Origin of the sequence: Microbacterium sp. LMX7-1.2, from assembly GCF_040675935.1 — a bacterium.
Taxonomy (GTDB): domain Bacteria; phylum Actinomycetota; class Actinomycetes; order Actinomycetales; family Microbacteriaceae; genus Microbacterium.
This window is the reverse complement of record NZ_JBEGIL010000001.1, coordinates 3,094,535-3,110,686: the sequence shown is the minus strand read 5'-3', so window position 1 is coordinate 3,110,686 and position 16,152 is coordinate 3,094,535. Positions and strand designations below refer to the sequence as shown.

General features: G+C 69.4%; 15 protein-coding genes and 1 tRNA gene. 7 read left to right on the top strand and 9 right to left on the bottom strand.

Features of this window, described 5'->3' with window-relative positions:
• Positions 1-29 precede the first annotated feature (29 nt).
• The 6 genes from topA to MRBLMX7_RS15205 all read right to left on the bottom strand — a co-directional run bounded on the left by topA (position 30) and on the right by MRBLMX7_RS15205 (position 5,872).
• Entirely contained in the window at positions 30-2,867 is a 2,838-nt protein-coding gene (gene topA, locus MRBLMX7_RS15230; RefSeq protein WP_363369743.1) for a type I DNA topoisomerase, read from the bottom strand.
• A 97-nt stretch (positions 2,868-2,964) separates the two neighbouring features.
• On the bottom strand, positions 2,965-3,294 hold the full coding sequence (locus MRBLMX7_RS15225) for an Rv3654c family TadE-like protein (protein WP_363369741.1): 330 nt from the start codon (positions 3,292-3,294) through the stop codon (positions 2,965-2,967).
• Between the two features lie 4 nt (positions 3,295-3,298).
• Positions 3,299-3,601 carry a TadE/TadG family type IV pilus assembly protein gene (locus MRBLMX7_RS15220; protein ID WP_363369739.1) on the bottom strand — a complete coding sequence of 101 codons (303 nt, stop codon included), beginning with the start codon at positions 3,599-3,601 and terminating at the stop codon, positions 3,299-3,301.
• Positions 3,601-3,810 (bottom strand): DUF4244 domain-containing protein, encoded by a 210-nt coding sequence (locus MRBLMX7_RS15215; RefSeq protein WP_363370953.1) that lies wholly within the window; start codon positions 3,808-3,810, stop codon positions 3,601-3,603. The genes MRBLMX7_RS15220 and MRBLMX7_RS15215 overlap by 1 nt, the downstream gene beginning before the upstream one ends.
• A 170-nt stretch (positions 3,811-3,980) precedes the next feature.
• On the bottom strand, positions 3,981-4,883 hold the full coding sequence (locus MRBLMX7_RS15210) for a type II secretion system F family protein (protein ID WP_363369737.1): 903 nt from the start codon (positions 4,881-4,883) through the stop codon (positions 3,981-3,983).
• Positions 4,877-5,872 (bottom strand): TadA family conjugal transfer-associated ATPase, encoded by a 996-nt coding sequence (locus MRBLMX7_RS15205; protein ID WP_363369735.1) that lies wholly within the window; start codon positions 5,870-5,872, stop codon positions 4,877-4,879. Before MRBLMX7_RS15205 ends, MRBLMX7_RS15210 begins: the two co-directional genes overlap by 7 nt.
• A gap of 412 nt (positions 5,873-6,284) precedes the next feature.
• Between MRBLMX7_RS15205 and acs the strand changes: the two genes are divergently transcribed.
• Positions 6,285-8,252: an acetate--CoA ligase gene (acs, locus tag MRBLMX7_RS15200; protein WP_363369733.1), complete on the top strand. Its 1,968-nt coding sequence runs from the start codon at positions 6,285-6,287 to the stop codon at positions 8,250-8,252.
• A 63-nt stretch (positions 8,253-8,315) separates the two neighbouring features.
• Here the strand turns inward: acs and MRBLMX7_RS15195 are convergent, their stop codons facing one another.
• Positions 8,316-8,774 (bottom strand): RidA family protein, encoded by a 459-nt coding sequence (locus MRBLMX7_RS15195; RefSeq protein WP_050722599.1) that lies wholly within the window; start codon positions 8,772-8,774, stop codon positions 8,316-8,318.
• Positions 8,771-8,995 (bottom strand): hypothetical protein, encoded by a 225-nt coding sequence (locus MRBLMX7_RS15190; RefSeq protein WP_050722598.1) that lies wholly within the window; start codon positions 8,993-8,995, stop codon positions 8,771-8,773. Before MRBLMX7_RS15190 ends, MRBLMX7_RS15195 begins: the two co-directional genes overlap by 4 nt.
• Before the next feature lie 76 nt (positions 8,996-9,071).
• Between MRBLMX7_RS15190 and MRBLMX7_RS15185 the strand changes: the two genes are divergently transcribed.
• The 6 genes from MRBLMX7_RS15185 to MRBLMX7_RS15160 all read left to right on the top strand — a co-directional run bounded on the left by MRBLMX7_RS15185 (position 9,072) and on the right by MRBLMX7_RS15160 (position 14,885).
• Positions 9,072-11,630 carry a transglycosylase domain-containing protein gene (locus MRBLMX7_RS15185; protein WP_363369731.1) on the top strand — a complete coding sequence of 853 codons (2,559 nt, stop codon included), beginning with the start codon at positions 9,072-9,074 and terminating at the stop codon, positions 11,628-11,630.
• Complete coding sequence (locus tag MRBLMX7_RS15180) at positions 11,621-12,562, top strand: metallophosphoesterase (protein ID WP_414685104.1); 942 nt, start codon at positions 11,621-11,623, stop codon at positions 12,560-12,562. The genes MRBLMX7_RS15185 and MRBLMX7_RS15180 overlap by 10 nt, the downstream gene beginning before the upstream one ends.
• Before the next feature lie 53 nt (positions 12,563-12,615).
• Positions 12,616-12,692: transfer RNA gene (locus MRBLMX7_RS15175), tRNA-Pro, on the top strand.
• Positions 12,693-12,760: 68 nt separating this feature from the next.
• Complete coding sequence (locus MRBLMX7_RS15170) at positions 12,761-13,231, top strand: VanZ family protein (protein ID WP_363369729.1); 471 nt, start codon at positions 12,761-12,763, stop codon at positions 13,229-13,231.
• Positions 13,228-13,983 (top strand): HAD-IIB family hydrolase, encoded by a 756-nt coding sequence (locus tag MRBLMX7_RS15165; RefSeq protein WP_363369727.1) that lies wholly within the window; start codon positions 13,228-13,230, stop codon positions 13,981-13,983. Before MRBLMX7_RS15170 ends, MRBLMX7_RS15165 begins: the two co-directional genes overlap by 4 nt.
• Before the next feature lie 56 nt (positions 13,984-14,039).
• On the top strand, positions 14,040-14,885 hold the full coding sequence (locus MRBLMX7_RS15160; protein ID WP_363369725.1) for a DUF1295 domain-containing protein: 846 nt from the start codon (positions 14,040-14,042) through the stop codon (positions 14,883-14,885).
• A 6-nt stretch (positions 14,886-14,891) separates the two neighbouring features.
• Here MRBLMX7_RS15160 and MRBLMX7_RS15155 read toward each other — a convergent pair whose 3' ends face one another.
• On the bottom strand, positions 14,892-16,151 hold the full coding sequence (locus tag MRBLMX7_RS15155; protein ID WP_363369723.1) for an alpha-hydroxy acid oxidase: 1,260 nt from the start codon (positions 16,149-16,151) through the stop codon (positions 14,892-14,894).
• Position 16,152 lies beyond the last annotated feature (1 nt).

Sequence of the window (16,152 nt, the reverse complement as noted above, 5' to 3'; positions counted from 1 at the left end):
GGATGAGTCGTCACCTCGCGTCGGTCTGCTCACTCCGCGCTCTTCTTCGCCGCGTTCGCGGCTCGGGTCGCCGCGGCCTTCTTCGCCGCAGCCGAGCGAGCGGCGGCTTTCTCGGCATCCGTCTGAGCCTTCTTCGCCGGGGCTTTCTTGGCGGGAGCCTTCTTGGCGGGAGCCTTCTTGGCGGGAGCCTTCTTGGCTGTCGCGCCGCGGGCGCCGCGCTTGGGGGCCGGCCCCTTCGCGCGCTTGTCGGCGAGCATCTGCACGGCGATCTCGAACGTGATGTCCTCCGGCTTCTGGCCGCGCGGGATCGTCACGTTCGTCTCGCCGTCCGTCACGTAGGCGCCGAAGCGCCCGTCACGGATGCGGATGGGCTTGCCGCTCACGGGGTCGGCCTCGAATTCCGCCAGCGCGCTCGACGCACGCCGGGATCCCGCGCCGTACTTCGGCTGGGCGTAGATCGCGAGCGCCTCGTCGAGGGTGATGTCGAAGATCTGCGACTCGCTCTCCAGCGACCGGGAGTCGGTGCCCTTCTTCAAGTAGGGACCGTAGCGCCCGTTCTGCGCCGTGATCTCGTCGCCGGACTCGGGGTCGGCTCCCACGACGCGCGGCAGGTTGAGCAGCTGCAGGGCCGTGTCGAGATCGATCGTGTCGACCGACATCGAGCGGAACAGCGAGCCCGTGCGCGGTTTGGGCGCCGTCTCCTTCTTCGCCCCGCGCTTCGGCTTGGGCTTCTCGACGACTTCGCCGGTGGCCTCGTCGACGTCCGCGTCCTCGGAGACGGGCTCGTTCTCCTGCACGTACGGGCCGAAGCGGCCGTCCTTGACGACCACGACCTTCCCGTTGTCGGGGTTGACGCCGAGCACACGGTCGCCGGCGACGGGGGCGTCGATGAGCTCCTGCGCCTTGTCCGCCGTGAGCTCGTCGGGGGCGAGATCCTCCGGGACGTTCACGATGCGCGGCTTCTCGTCCGGCGCATCGGGGTTCGCGACCTCGAGGTAGGGGCCGTATTTGCCGAACCGCAGCGTCGCCGTGTCGGTGATGCGCGTCGAGTTGAGCGCGCGCGCGTCGATCTCGCCGAGGTTGTCGACGACCTGACGCAGTCCGACCTGCGAGTCGGAGCCGTAGTAGAACGAGCGCAGCCATTCGACGCGCTTCTGCTCGCCGCGCGCGATCGCGTCGAGGTCGTCTTCCAGCGCGGCAGTGAAGTCGTAGTCGATCAGGTCGGCGAAGTGCTCTTCGAGCAGACGCACGACGCTGAACGCGAGCCAGGTCGGCACGAGCGCCTGGCCGCGCTTGGTCGCGTAGCCGCGGTCGATCACGGTGCCGATGATGCTCGCGAACGTCGAGGGGCGGCCGATACCGTGCTCCTCGAGCGCCTTGACGAGGGACGCCTCGGTGTAGCGCGGCTTCGGCGTCGTGCGGTGCCCCTTGGCCTCGGCATCCGACATCCCGAGCTCGTCGCCCACGGCGACGGCGGGGAGCGACTGGTCGTCGGACGTGTCCTGGGAGTTGCGCTTCTCGTCGCGCCCCTCCTCGTACGCCTCGAGGAACCCCTTGAACGTGTAGACGGTGCCGGATGCCGTGAACTCCGCGTTCTGGCCCCCGGCGTCGACCGCGATCGTGACGGTCGTGGTCTCGTACTTCGCGTCGGCCATCTGGCTAGCGACCGTGCGCTTCCAGATGAGGTCGTAGAGGCGGAACTCCTCGCGGTCGAGCTCGGACGACACCGAGGAGGGCGTGCGGAAGTTCTCCCCCGAGGGGCGGATCGCCTCATGCGCCTCCTGCGCGTTCTTGCTCTTGGACTTGTAGACCCGCGGCTTGAGCGGCACGGCGCTGTCGCCGTACAACGACACGGCCTGGCTCCGCGCCGCTTGCACCGCCTGGGTGCTGAGCGCCGTGGAGTCGGTGCGCATATAGGTGATGTACCCCTTCTCGTAGAGGCGCTGGGCGACGCTCATCGCCTGCTTGGCGCTCATCGAGAGCTTGCGACCCGCCTCCTGCTGCATGGTGGAGGTCGTGAAGGGCGCGTAGGGGCTGCGGGTTCCCGGCTTCGCCTCGACCTTGGTGACCGTGCCGACGCCGGCGGTCTCGACGGCCTGAGCGAGCGCTGCCGCCTTCTTCTCGTCGAGGACGACGACGGCCTTCTTGAGCGTCCCGAGGTCGTCGAAGTCGGTTCCGCGGGCGAGCTGGCCGCCATCGACGCGCACCAGGCGCACGCGGAATCCGGAGGACGAGGAGGCGAGCGCCTCCACGTCCCAGTACTCCGCGGACACGAAGGCCATGCGCTCACGCTCACGGTCGACGATCATGCGCGTCGCGGCAGACTGCACGCGGCCTGCGGACAGACCCGTCTTGACCTTGTACCAGAGCACGGGCGACACGTCCCAGCCGTAGAGACGATCGAGGATGCGGCGGGTCTCCTGCGCGTCGACGAGGTCGATGTCGAGCTCGCGGGTCTTGCCGACGGCGGCCTGGATCGCGTCCTTGGTGATCTCGTGGAAGACCATGCGCTTGACCGGGATCTTCGGCTTGAGCGTCTCCAGGAGGTGCCAGGCGATGGCTTCGCCCTCGCGGTCCTCATCAGTGGCGAGCAGGAGTTCGTCGGCGGACTTGAGAGCTCGCTTGAGTTCGGCGACGGTCTTCGTCTTGCGGTCGGAGACGACGTAGTACGGGTCGAAGTCGTTGTCGACGTCGATCGAGTACTTCCCGTACGCCTGCTTGTCAGCCGCGGGGATGTCCTTCTTGTCGGCGAGGTCGCGGATGTGCCCGACCGAGCTGAGCACCTCGTATCCGTCGCCGAGGTACCCCTGAATCGACCGCATCTTCGTCGGAGACTCGACGATGACGAGCTTCTTGCCTTGAGCCAAGGGAGCATCCTTTCTTCGAAGCACACCATACACACCGCTGTGATGGGTTGGTCACAGCGGCGGCCCACGGGGAGCGGGACAGCGCTTCGCGCCGCCGTCATCTGTCCTCGGGCGGCCCGGCGCGGGCTCGGGAGACGGCGGCGAGTCCAGCGTACGCCGCCTGGACACGCACGGTCGCCACGAGGCCGGTCACGGTGCATTCCACGAGGCGCGTGTGCGAGGCCGCGGCGATGCGCGCAGCCAGGCCGCACGGGGTGTCGACCGTCGGGATCGCCCCGCTCGCCGCATCCGCTGCGGCGAGCGCCGCCGCATCGGCCGCACCCGCGGCGCGCTGCGCCGTGACCGCCGCTCCGCCTGCGGCAGCGAGGCCCAGCGCGAGCGCGGCGACGACCGCGAGCACTCCCGCGGAGAGCGCTGTGCCCGCCACGGGGTCACCGCCCGCCGTCGAGCGCGCAGCTCGACGCCTGCAGTGTGATCCGGAGCAGGAGCATGGCCGCCTCGGACACCGCGGCCGCCGCCGCGCCGGCATCCTCACCTCGTCCGAGCAGTCGCGCCGCATCGGACGCAGCGTCCTGAAGAGCCACCTGGCGTGCCGCCGCATTCAGCGCACCGATCCCGAGCAGGACGGTGAGCACGACGGCCGGGAGCGCGAGCGCGAGCTCGGCGGCGGCCGAACCGCGGTCGTCGGGAAGGGGATGTCGGCGCGACCGACGGTGGCGATGTCGTGCACTCATCACGACACCGTGAGCGCGCGTCGCACGAGATCGGTGAGGATCCCGCGCACCTCGTCGGACCTCATGATGACCACGAGCAATCCCGCGAACGCCACGGCGGCCATGGTGGTGATCGCGTACTCGGCAGTGGCCGCGCCGCTCTCGTCGCCGAAGAGGTCGGCGGCGCGTCGGCGCGTGAGGCTCGGAAGAGCACCACCCGAGCAGCTCATGGTCGTCCCGGTGGTCGCGCCGCCTCCCCCGCTCGCGGTCGCGGTCCGGTTCTCGGTGGTCATCCTGTGCGCAGCGGTCGTCGTGTGTGCGGTGATCATGGTGTGTCCTTACTCTCTGTGTCGGGGACGCGAAGGCGTCCGAATGGGGGGCATAAGGCCCGGTGGTGTCGTCAGATCGGCAGCTGAGTGGATCCCAGAACGCTCAGCAGCAGCGGAGCGACGCCGAGGAGGAGGAAGGCCGGCAGCGTGCACACTCCGAGCGGCACGAGGAGCCGCGTCGACAGGGCCGCTGCTCTGAGCCGTCCCCGCACACGCGCCGCGTGGCGCTCGTGCGCAGCGGTCGCGCGGAGCAGCTCGACGGCGGGAACCCCTGCTGCGCGCGACAGCTCGAGGACCGAGCGCAGCCGCTCGTCGTGGTGGGCGTCGGCAGGGAGCGACGCACTGACGTCTGCGACGAGGGCCAGCGCTCGTTCGATCGAGACGCCGCCCGACAGCGCGACCGCGACCAGCTCGGACCGCAGCCCCGGGGTGCCCGGTTCCGGTCGTGCGCGCCGCAGCAGCCGAGATGTCCAGAGCCGTGCGGCGAACACGAACAGGAGGCCGAGCACGACGCACGCCCCGCCGGCCGGAGTGCCGAGGATCACGCCGACCGTGTCGAAGCCGAACGCGAAACCGAGCAGAAGTCCGGCCAGGGGCATCCAGAGCAGCATCCGCGCGGTCCCGGCGGGCTCCGCCAGCGCGATCCGCACGTCGTCCGCCGCTGTCGCCGCGTCGCGCAGCGAGCCGGCGATCGAGCGCAGCACGTCGGCGAGCGGTGCCCCGACCACGCTCGCGATCTCCCACGCAGCCGCGACATCGCACCAGGCTCCCTTCTGCGCCTCGATCGCACCGACCAGCGTGGCGCCGCGATCGACCGTGCTCACGATCGCCGCGGCGGTCCGGTCGCCGACGTCGGAGAGATGGCGCCATGCCACCGTCGGCGCGGCCCCCGCCTGCAGCAGCACCGCGAGGGTCTGCACGGTGTCCGCGGCATCCGAGACCTCGGTTGCCGGCGCGGGCGATGCCCTCACCATCCCTGCACCTCCTCCACAGCCAGACGATCGCGCGACAGCCGGAGGGTCCCCGCACAGGCGATTCGACGACGGCCGTCCGGCGCTCTGTCGAGGTGCAGCACGATGCCGAACGCGCTCACCGCCTGCCGCGCGAGCGCGGTCGCATCGAGGCCGGCGAGGGCGCCGAGCGCCTCCAACCGTGCGGGCACGTCGTACAGGCCGCTCGCGTGCAGGGTCCCCGCTCCCCCGTCATGCCCCGTGTTGAGGGCGCTGAGGAGCTCGCGCACCTCCTCGCCGCGGCACTCCCCGACGACCAGTCGATCGGGCCGCATCCGCAGCGATTCGCGCACGAGCCGGGCGAGACTGATCCCGCCGGCGCCTTCGAGGTTGGGCTGTCGGGCCTCCAGGGCCACGTGATGCGGATGCCGGGGACGGAGCTCGGCGACGTCCTCGATCGTGACGACCCGCTCGGAGTCGGGCGCCGCGGTCAGCAGTGCCGACAGCAGCGTGGTCTTCCCGGTCCCGGTCCCTCCCGAGATGAGGACGTTGGTCCGGCGCTCCACGATGTCGCGCAGGCGGCGATGCTGTCGCGCGTCGAATGCTCCGAGGGCGGCGAGCGCCTCGAGATCGGCCGCGCGCACCCGCGGGATGCGGATCGACAGCGCGGTGCCCGATGCGGCGACGGGGGCGAGCACGGCGTGCACGCGGATCCCGGAGACGAGTCGTACGTCGACGCACGGCGCCTGGTCGTCGAGATGCCGTCCGCCGAGTGCGATGAGCGCGACGGCGAGGTCCCTCACCTCACGCTCGGACGCTCGCCATCCCGCGACGGGCTGCGCCCCGTGACCTCGGTCGACGAACAGGCCCGTCGCGCCGTTCACGAACACGTCCGTCACCTCGTCGTCGGCGCAGTGCACTGCGAGAGGACCGAAGGCGGGGTCGAGCTCGAGCGCGCCACGGTCGTCGAGGCCCTCCCGCACCCGGGGTTCGATGACGAACGGTTCGCTCATGCCCCGACGGTACGCACGGGATCCGCCGCCGGGATCTTCCCTCCGCGCGCATCGCCGGCGGCTGTGCAGAACACCTCGTGGACGGCATCCGTGCAGGAGAGATGAAACGCACCGAGGTCGACCGTCAACGGATAAAGGCGACCGGAGACGGAGAAGGGCGGCATCTCACGGGGGGAATGGGATGCCGCCCAGGGCGGCCCTGTCGGGGGAATCGGGCGCGCCGAGGCCGGAATGAAGAATTCGGCTGTCGTCGAGTGTACGGGTGGCAGCCGTCCTGACAAAACCCCGCGCACTACCGACTTCCGGCAGTACTGGGTGCCCTCCACCCCTACTAGATTCGCCCTCACGAGATCGGGTCACCCGCCCGATCGCGCCCGCACGACCCCGCCATGCCGCAAAGGAGCGCCTGCCGATGAGCAGCCAGATCGACCATCTCCTCGACGAGACCCGCAGATTCACGCCGTCCGACGAGTTCGTCGCCCAGTCCGTCTCCTCGCCGGAGCTGTACGAGCGGGCCGCCGCCGACCGCCTGGACTTCTGGGCGGAGCAGTCGCGCGAACTCCTCACCTGGAGCACGCCCTTCACGCGCACGCTCGACTGGTCGACCCCGCCCTTCGCGAAGTGGTTCGACGACGGCGAGCTCAACGTCGCGTACAACTGCCTCGATCGACATGTCGAGGACGGCAACGGCGATCGCGTCGCCCTGCACTGGGAGGGCGAGCCCGGCGACTCCCGCAGCATCACCTACGCCGAACTCACCGAGGAGGTCAAGCGGGTCGCGAACGTGCTCGAAGGCCTCGGCGTCGGGCACGGCGACCGCGTCGCGATCTATCTGCCGATGATCCCCGAGGCGGTGGCCTCGATGCTCGCGGTCGCCCGCGTCGGCGCGATCCACTCGGTCGTGTTCGGCGGCTTCAGCGCCGACAGCCTCCGAGCGCGCATCGACGACGCCGGCGCGAAGCTCGTCATCACCGCCGACGGTGGGTACCGCAAGGGCAAGGTCTCGGCGCTCAAGCCCGCGGTCGACCAGGCCCTGTCCGACCGTGGCGAGGGCGAGCAGCAGACCGTCGAGCACGTCCTGGTCGTCAAGCGCGGCGGCAACGAGGTGGACTGGGACGACGAGCGCGACCTCTGGTGGCACGACGTCGTGCCAGCGGCGTCCCCCGAGCACGAGGCGCAGGCATTCCCCGCCGAGAACCCGCTGTTCATCCTCTACACATCCGGCACGACCGGGAAGCCGAAGGGCATCCTGCACACGTCCGGCGGCTATCTCACGCAGGCCGCCTACTCGCACAAGTACGTGTTCGACCTGCATCCCGAGACCGACGTGTACTGGTGCACCGCCGACATCGGCTGGATCACCGGCCACAGCTACGTGACCTACGGGCCGCTCGCCAACGGTGCGACCCAGGTCATCTACGAGGGCACGCCCGACTCCCCGCATCCCGGCCGCTGGTGGGAGATCATCGAGAAGTACAAGGTCTCGATCTTCTACACGGCGCCGACCGCCATCCGCTCGTTCATGAAGATCGGCCGCAGCGTCCCGCAGAAGTTCGACCTCTCGTCGCTGCGTCTGCTCGGCTCGGTGGGCGAACCCATCAACCCGGAGGCATGGATCTGGTACCGCGACGTGATCGGTGCCGGCACGACCCCGATCGTCGACACATGGTGGCAGACCGAGACCGGGGCGATCATGGTCTCGGCGCTCCCCGGAGTCACCGCCACCAAGCCGGGCTCCGCCCAGGTGCCGCTCCCCGGGATCTCGATCGACGTGGTCGACGAGTCCGGCGTCGAGGTCGGCAACGGCAACGGCGGGCTGCTCGTGATCACCGAGCCGTGGCCCAGCATGCTGCGCGGCATCTGGGGCGACCCTGAGCGGTATCGCGAGACGTACTGGGAGAAGTTCGAGAAGCAGGGCTACTACTTCGCCGGTGACGGCGCACGACTCGACGACGACGGGGACCTGTGGCTGCTCGGCCGGGTCGACGACGTCATGAACGTGTCAGGCCACCGCCTCTCGACCGCCGAGATCGAGTCGTCGCTCGTCGCGCACGAGGCCACGGCCGAAGCCGCGGTCGTCGGCGCCTCGGACGAGACCACCGGACAGGCCGTGGTCGCGTTCGTGATCATCAAGGAGAGCTACCTGTCGGCGCACGATCCCGCGGGTCTCGCCCAGCAGCTGCGGCTCTGGGTCGGCGAGCAGATCGGCGCGATCGCACGCCCGCGCGACGTGTACATCGTGGGCGAGCTGCCGAAGACCCGCTCGGGCAAGATCATGCGCCGCCTGCTGCGCGACGTGGCCGAGGGACGCGAGGTCGGCGACACCACCACGCTGGCCGACACCGCCGTCATGAGCATCATCTCGGCGCAGGTCAAGTAGGACGGATGCAGGAACGCCCCCTCCCGGTCGGGAGGGGGCGTTCTGCGTCGGGGTGGGCGACCGTCAGGCGAGGATGAACGTGACCTCGACCTCGACCGGGCTGTCGAGCGGGAGCACGGGCACGCCGACCGCGGCGCGGACGTGACGCCCTGCGTCGCCGAAGATCTCCCCCAGCACCACGCTTGCGCCGTTGATGACGCCCGGCTGCCCGGTGAACTCGGGGACGGATGCCACGAAGCCGCCGACCCGCAGCACGCCGGCGATCCTGTCCACGCCACCCGCGGCATCCGCAGCCGCAGCCAGCGCGTTCAGCGCGCACGTGCGGGCGTAGGCGTTCGCATCCTCGGCGGTGACCTCGGCCCCCACCTTGCCGGTGGTGGGCAGCGCCCCACCGGCGAACGGGAGCTGGCCGGAGGTGTACACGAGTCCGTCGCGGACCACGGCGGGCACGTAGGCGGCGACCGGAGCGGCGACCGCGGGGAGCTCGATGTCGAGCTCGGCGAGGCGTGCGGAGACGCTCATGCCGCACCTCCCTCGAACTGGCGAGACGCCTGCTCGGCGGCCGCAAGTCCGGCATTGCCCGCGGCGTCGCCGCCGACCGGGCGCTTGAAGTAGGCGACGAGCCCGCCCTCCGGCCCCTGGACGACCTGCACGAGCTCCCAGCCCTGCTTACCCCAGTTGTTGAGGATCGCGGCCGTGTTGTGGATCAGCAGCGGCGTGGTGAGGTACTCCCACGTGGTCATGGCTCTCCTGTCTCGCGGCATCCGTGCCCGGATGCGTCAAAGGTGGTTTTTCAGGGAACTCCCCTACGATCAGCGTATGCCTACAAAGAATCGCACGGTGAGGGGTGCGCTCGGCGGGGTCCTCGGACTCGTCGGCCTGAGCGCGGTCGCCGGCCTCCTCGTCACGGCCAGCGTCACCCCGGTCCTCGCCATGACGGGGATCGCCGGCTCGCAGGCTCTCACGATCTTCGAGAAGCTCCCCGCCAAGCTCGACGTCACCGCTCCCATGGAGCAGTCGACGATCTACGCCACGGCGTCCGACGGCACTCCCATCGAGCTGGCCTCGTTCTACGAGCAGAACCGCGTGCCGGTGACCTTCGAGCAGATCAACCCCGTCGTGTACGACGCGGTGCTCTCGAGCGAGGACAAGGGCTACTACAGCCACGGCGGCGTCAATGTGGGCGCGACCGCCAAGGCGCTGGTCGACAACCTCCGCGGCACGAGCGACCGCGGCGCGTCGACCATCACCCAGCAGTACGTCAAGAACGTGCTGATCCAGGAGTGCGAGCAGAACGCCGACCCTGCGTCCGAGACCTACTCCGACGACCTCCGCCAGTGCTGGCTCGACGCGACCAACGCGACCGGTTCGAAGGGCATCGAGCGCAAGCTGCAGGAGATGCGTTACGCCCTGCAGATCGAGAAGGAGTACTCGAAGAACGACATCCTCCTCGGGTACCTCAACATCGCGAACTTCGGCGGCACGGTCTACGGCATCGAGTCGGCAGCGAACTACTACTTCTCCACCACCGCCGCGAACCTCACGGTCGCGCAGGCCGCGACCATCGCCGGCATGGTGCAGAACCCCAACCAGTACCGCATCGACATGCCGAACGGGACGTGGACCGACGACGACGGCGTCGGCCACAACAGCGCCGCCGACGGCTACGCGCAGACACTCGAGCGCCGCCACTACGTGCTCGGCCGGATGTTGACCGACGGGAAGATCACGCAGGCGCAGTACGACGAGGCCGAGGCGACGCCGATCACCCCGGCCATCACCCCGCCGACGCAGGGCTGCGTCTCCGCGAACAACGTCGCCCGCAGCGCCTACTTCTGCGAGTACGTGAAGTCCGTCGTCCTCAACGACCCCGCCTTCGGCGACACCCCCGAGGCCCGGCGCGACCTGCTGCGCCAGGGCGGCCTCAAGATCTACTCGACCATGAACGTCGACATCCAGAACGCCGGCGCGCAGGCGATGCTGGACACGGTCCCGGGCAACTACGACAACCAGTACTTCGGGTCGGCGGGAGTCTCGCTCGAGACGACGACCGGGCGCGTGCTGGCGATCACACAGAACACCACCTTCAGCGAGACCATCCAGGGCGACCAGGCGTACACGTCGCTCGTCTTCGCGACGGACAAGGCCCACGGTGGCTCCAACGGCTTCTCGGTCGGCTCGACCTACAAACTGTTCACCCTCATCGACTGGCTCGAGGAGGGACACTCCGTGCGCGAGACCCTGAACGGTACGAACCGCGTGTTCCAGAACTTCAAGTGCGGCGACGACCGCATCCGCAACAACACGAAGATCCAGAACTTCGGCAACCAGGGCGGGTACACGGGAACCGTTATGAAGTTCACCGCCGACTCGCTCAACAGCGGTTACCTCGCGATGGCGGAGAAGCTCGACCTCTGCAACATCAACGCCGTGGCCGACCGCATGGGCGTCACGCTCGCCAACGGCGGGAAGACGACCGATGGCAACGCCGCTCCCTACGACATCCTCGGACCGAAGTACATCTCGCCGCTCGCGATGGCCGGCGCTTACGCGACAGTCGCCAACAACGGCATCTACTGCACCCCGAAGGCGATCGACCGCGTGGTCGACGCCGAGGGCAACGAACTGCCGATCCCGGAGTCGAAGTGCTCGCAGGTGATCTCGCCCGAGGTCGCCAACACCGCGGCGTTCGCGCTGCAGGGCGTCATGAACGGCGGAACCGGAGCCAAGGCGAACACGCGCGACGGGGTGCCGCTGATCGGCAAGACCGGAACGCACGAGTCGTGGGGAACCATGATGATCGAGTCGAGCACCAAGGTCACGACGGCGGTGTGGGTCGGACGCTCGCAGGGTCAGGCCAGCATCCTGCGTCAGAGCTGGGGCGGCACTGCGCTCAACGAGATGCGCTACAGCCTGGCGCGAACGATGCAGCGCACCGCGAACGATCTCTACGGCGGAGACGCGTTCCCCCAGCCGGATGCGAACCTCAGCAAGCAGGTGCTGACGGACGTTCCCAACGTGGTCGGAATGGACACCGCGACCGCGACGGCGACGCTGCAGAACGCCGACTTCCAGGTCGTCGTCGGTCCCGCCGTCGACGGACCCGCCGGTGACGTGATCGTGGCTCAGGACCCCGCCGGTCAGGCACCCAGCGGCGCGACCGTGACGATCTCTCCCAGCAACGGGCAGGGCGTCACGGTTCCCGACGTCACGGGCCAGCCGAAGGCCGCCGGGTTCGCCGCGCTGACGGGTGCCGGGTTCTCGACCGTCGACTTCGACAACTCCTGCAACCCCAGCAACGCGGTGGTGTCGTCCACCAACCCGGCTGCCAACACCGCGGCCAACCGCGCCACGCCGATCACGGTCTCGTGCCAGTGACGTCCATCCGTCCTGCTCACCCGGCCCTCATCGCGCTCGGCGCGGTGGGGGCCGCTGGTGCTGCGGCCGCGGTCTGGGGCTTCGGCATCGAGCGCTACCTCTTCACGGTGCGCGAGGTCACGGCATCCGCCCTCGCACCCGGTTCCGCACCGATCCGGGTGCTGCACATCTCGGATGCGCACATGGCGCCCTGGCAGCACCGCAAGCAGGACTGGCTGGCGTCGCTGGCGCAGCTCGAACCCGACTTGATCGTCAACACGGGCGACAACCTCGGGCACCGCGATGGGCTGGCCGGCATCCGCCGCGCGTTCGACTCCTTCGCGGGGATCCCCGGAGTCTTCGTGCACGGCTCGAACGACGTCAATGCGCCTTCGCCGCGGAACCCGTTCCGATACTTCATGGCACCCTCGAAGGGGCATCAGGCGGCGCCGCTGCTCGACACCGCCGCGATGGACTCCTACTTCACGGATGAGCTCGGCTGGGCCGATCTGAACAACACCACGGCGAGCTTCGAGATCGCGGGCAACCCGATAGATCTGTTCGGCGTCAGCGACGCGCATCGGGGATGGGACCGTTTCGACCTCCTCCTCCCCCAAGTCGACGCGCTCAAGCCGTGGGATGCCCGGACGTCCGTGATCGGAGTCACGCATGCGCCGTACCAGCGGGTGCTGAGCAGCTTCGTCGACATCGGGGCCGACGTGATCCTCGGCGGCCACACGCACGGCGGACAGGTCTGCCTTCCCGGCTTCGGCGCATTGGTGGCGAACTGCGACATCCCGCTGGACCAGGCGAAGGGACTCAGCACGTGGTCGAGCGAGGGGCGCACCGTGCCGCTCAACGTGAGCGCGGGCTGCGGCCACTCGATCTACGCGCCCGTGCGCTTCGCGTGCCGCCCCGAGGCGACGCTGCTCACCCTCACGGCACGCGACTGATCAGCCGATTCGGTGCTGCGGGATTTTCCTTGTAGACTCGGAGGGTTGCAAAACGGGGTGTGGCGCAGCTTGGTAGCGCGCTTCGTTCGGGACGAAGAGGTCGCAGGTTCAAATCCTGTCACCCCGACCAGTGACATCGGAAGGCCGCCCCCCACGGGCGGCCTTCTCTGTATCGGGACACCAGCGGAAGGGGAACGCGTGCACCGCCTGCTCCCTGCCCCGCGCGGTCTCACGCGCGGCATCGCCGCGGCCCTCGCCGCCCCCTTCCTCGCCGGACTCGCACTGCTGACCCTCACTCCCACGAGAGTGGAGGAGCGGATGCCGGACCTGCTCGACCTCGCGCTCGCGACGGCCCACCGGATCGGCTGGGACTCGCTCGACTTCACACGCCTCGAGATCCTCGCGAACGTGCTGGTCTTCGTCCCCGTCGGAATCTTCGCCTTCGTGCTCACGCCCCGCCGACTTTGGCTTCTGTCCGTGCTGCTGGGGCCAGCGATCTCCCTCGGGATCGAGCTCGCGCAGCGGCTCGCGCTCCCCCACCGCGCGGCGACCGTGAGCGATGTGATCGCGAACTCGAGCGGAGCTCTGATCGGGGTCGCCCTCGCCATCTGCTGCACACTCCTGTTCGCGCCGCGTGCGACCGCCACACGTACCCTGGAGACACCATGACCACGCCCGCACTCGTCGCGTTCGACCTCGACGACACGCTCGCGCCGTCCAAGGCGACGATCGACCCGCGGATCGCCGATCTGCTCGTCGCCCTGCTGCAGAAGGTCGACGTCGCGATCATCTCGGGCGGCAACGAGCAGCAGTTCCGCTCTCAGGTGATCGCCCAGCTCCGGGACGTCGATGCAGCGCAGCTCGCGCGCCTGCACCTGCTTCCCACGTGCGGCACCCGCTACCTGCGCCACGACGGCGCCGATTTCGCCGCCGTCTATGCGCACGACCTCAACGAGACGGAGAAGTCCGGTGCGCTGACGGCACTGCGCGAGGAGGCCGAGCGTCTGGGGCTGTGGGAGGCGGAGCCCTGGGGCGCGATCCTCGAGGACCGCGGCTCGCAGATCACGTTCTCGGCGCTCGGGCAGAAGGCGCCCGTCGACGCCAAGCACGACTGGGATCCGACGGGTGCGAAGCGCGAGGCTCTGCGGGCCGCGGTCGCACCGCGTCTTCCCGGCCTCGAGGTGCGCTCGGGCGGATCGACGTCGATCGACATCACGCGCGCCGGCATCGACAAGGCCTTCGGCATGCAACGACTCGCCGAGCTGACCGGCATCCCGCTGGCGTCGATGCTGTTCTACGGCGACCGCCTCGACGAGGGTGGCAACGACTACCCGGTCCTCGCGCTCGGCGTGCCCTCGGTCGCGGTGGACGGCTGGGAGGACACAGCGGCGAAGCTCGACGCGCTGCTCGCCGGACTCTGACGTCGGCGGACGCCCGGCTCCACCACGACGTCCTCGCCGAGTCCTACCATGACGGTATGGATCCCCTCGCGATCGTCCTCGTCACCGCCGGCCTCGCCAGCGCCGCCTGTTGGATCCTTTCTCTGCTGACCCGCGACACCTCGTGGGTGGACCGAGCCTGGTCCATCGTCCCGGTCGTGTACGTGTGGATCTTTGCGATCGCCGGGCTCGCCAACGGAGTCGATGCGGCGCGTCTCGTACTCATGGCGCTGCTCGTCACCGCGTGGGGCGCACGCCTGACGTTCAACTTCGCGCGCAAGGGCGGCTACACGGGCATGGAGGACTATCGCTGGGCCATCCTCCGCGGACGCATGCGCCCCTGGCAGTTCCAGCTGTTCAACCTGCTCTTCATCGTCGGCTATCAGATGGCGCTGCTCGTGCTCATCACCCTCCCGGCGAACGTCGCCCTGCAGCATCCCGCGCCCTTGACAGGATGGGATGTCGTGTTCGCGGTGCTCTTCCTCGCCCTACTCGCCGGCGAGACGATCGCGGATCAGCAGCAGTGGGCGTTCCACCAGCACAAGCGGCGAGCCGGCGGAACGCTCGCTCCGGGGTTCGCGACCACAGGACTGTTCCGCTACAGCCGCCACCCGAACTTCTTCTTCGAGCAGAGCCAATGGTGGGCGTTCTACGCGCTCGGCGCGACGGCCGCCGTGACCTCTGGCGCGGGATTCCTGGGCGGGGCGCTGAACGCCTCGATCCTCGGCGCGTTCCTGCTCAGCATCCTCTTCATCGGATCGACGATCTTCACAGAGTCGATCACGGCGTCGAAGTACCCCGCGTACGCCGACTACCGGCGCACGACGTCGATGCTGGTGCCGTGGCCACCGCGGACCCGTCCCGTGGCCGAGCCCGCGGCGTGAACGGCCTCAGCGCACGACCACGTCCGACGCGTCTCTGGCGACCGGAACGAGGCGTGTGAGCTGCGTGACGTGCGCGGGTTCGAGCTCGGCGAGCGAGGAGACCCCGAGCAGACGCATCGTGCGCTCGATCTCGGTGCGGACGATGGCGATCGTCCGGTCCACGCCCTGCCGACCGCCGGCCATCAGACCGTAGAGGTAGGCGCGACCGATCAACGTGAAGTCGGCGCCGAGGGCCACGGAGGCGACGATGTCGGCGCCGTTCATGATGCCCGTGTCGATCATGACCGTGAAATCGTCCCCCACCGCGCGCCGCACCTCGGGCAGCAGGTGGAACGGGATCGGCGCACGATCGAGCTGCCGTCCGCCGTGGTTGGACAGGACGATGCCGTCGACGCCCGCATCGCGCAGACGCACCGAGTCCTCGACGTTCTGCACGCCCTTGATCACGATCTTCCCTGGCCACAGGTCGCGGATCACGGCGAGGTCGTCGTAGCTGATGGTCGGGTCCATCGCGGCGTCGAGCAGCTCGCCGACCGTGCCGCCCGTGGTGCTCAGCGACGCGAACTCCAGTTTGGGCGTCGTGAGGAAGTCGTACCACCACCATGGACGCGGGATCGCGTTGACGATCGTGCCGAGCGTGAGCTGCGGCGGGATGCTGAAGCCGTTGCGCTTGTCACGGAGGCGCGCTCCCGCGACCGGGGTGTCGACCGTGAACTGCAGTGTGTCGAAGCCCGCGGCGGCGGCACGACGGGTGAGCTCGTAGGAGATCTCCCGGTCGCGCATGACGTACAGCTGGAACCAGTTGCGCCCGTGCGGGTTCGCGGCCTTCACGCCCTCGATCGAGGTCGTACCGAGCGTCGAGAGGGTGAAAGGGATGCCGGCGGCAGCCGCTGCTCCGGCACCGGCGACCTCGCCCGCGGTCTGCATCAGGCGCGTGAATCCCGTCGGCGCGATGCCGAACGGCAGCGCCGAAGGGCCGCCGAGGATCTCGACGGACGTGTCGACGGTCGGCGCGGGACGGAGGATGCCGGGGTGGAACTCCACGTCCTGGAACGCCTGGCGTGCCCGCGTCAGCGACAGCTCCCCCTCGGCGGCCCCATCGGTGTAGTCGAAGGCCGCCTTGGGGGTGCGGCGCTTCGCGATCGTCCGCAGGTCGGCGATCGTGAGCGCGGCGTCGAGCCGCCTCTTGCGCCCGTCGAGCTCGGGCTTCTTGAACTTCATGAGCTCGAGGAGCTCGGCGGGGTTGGGGAGCTGGCGCTGGACCATG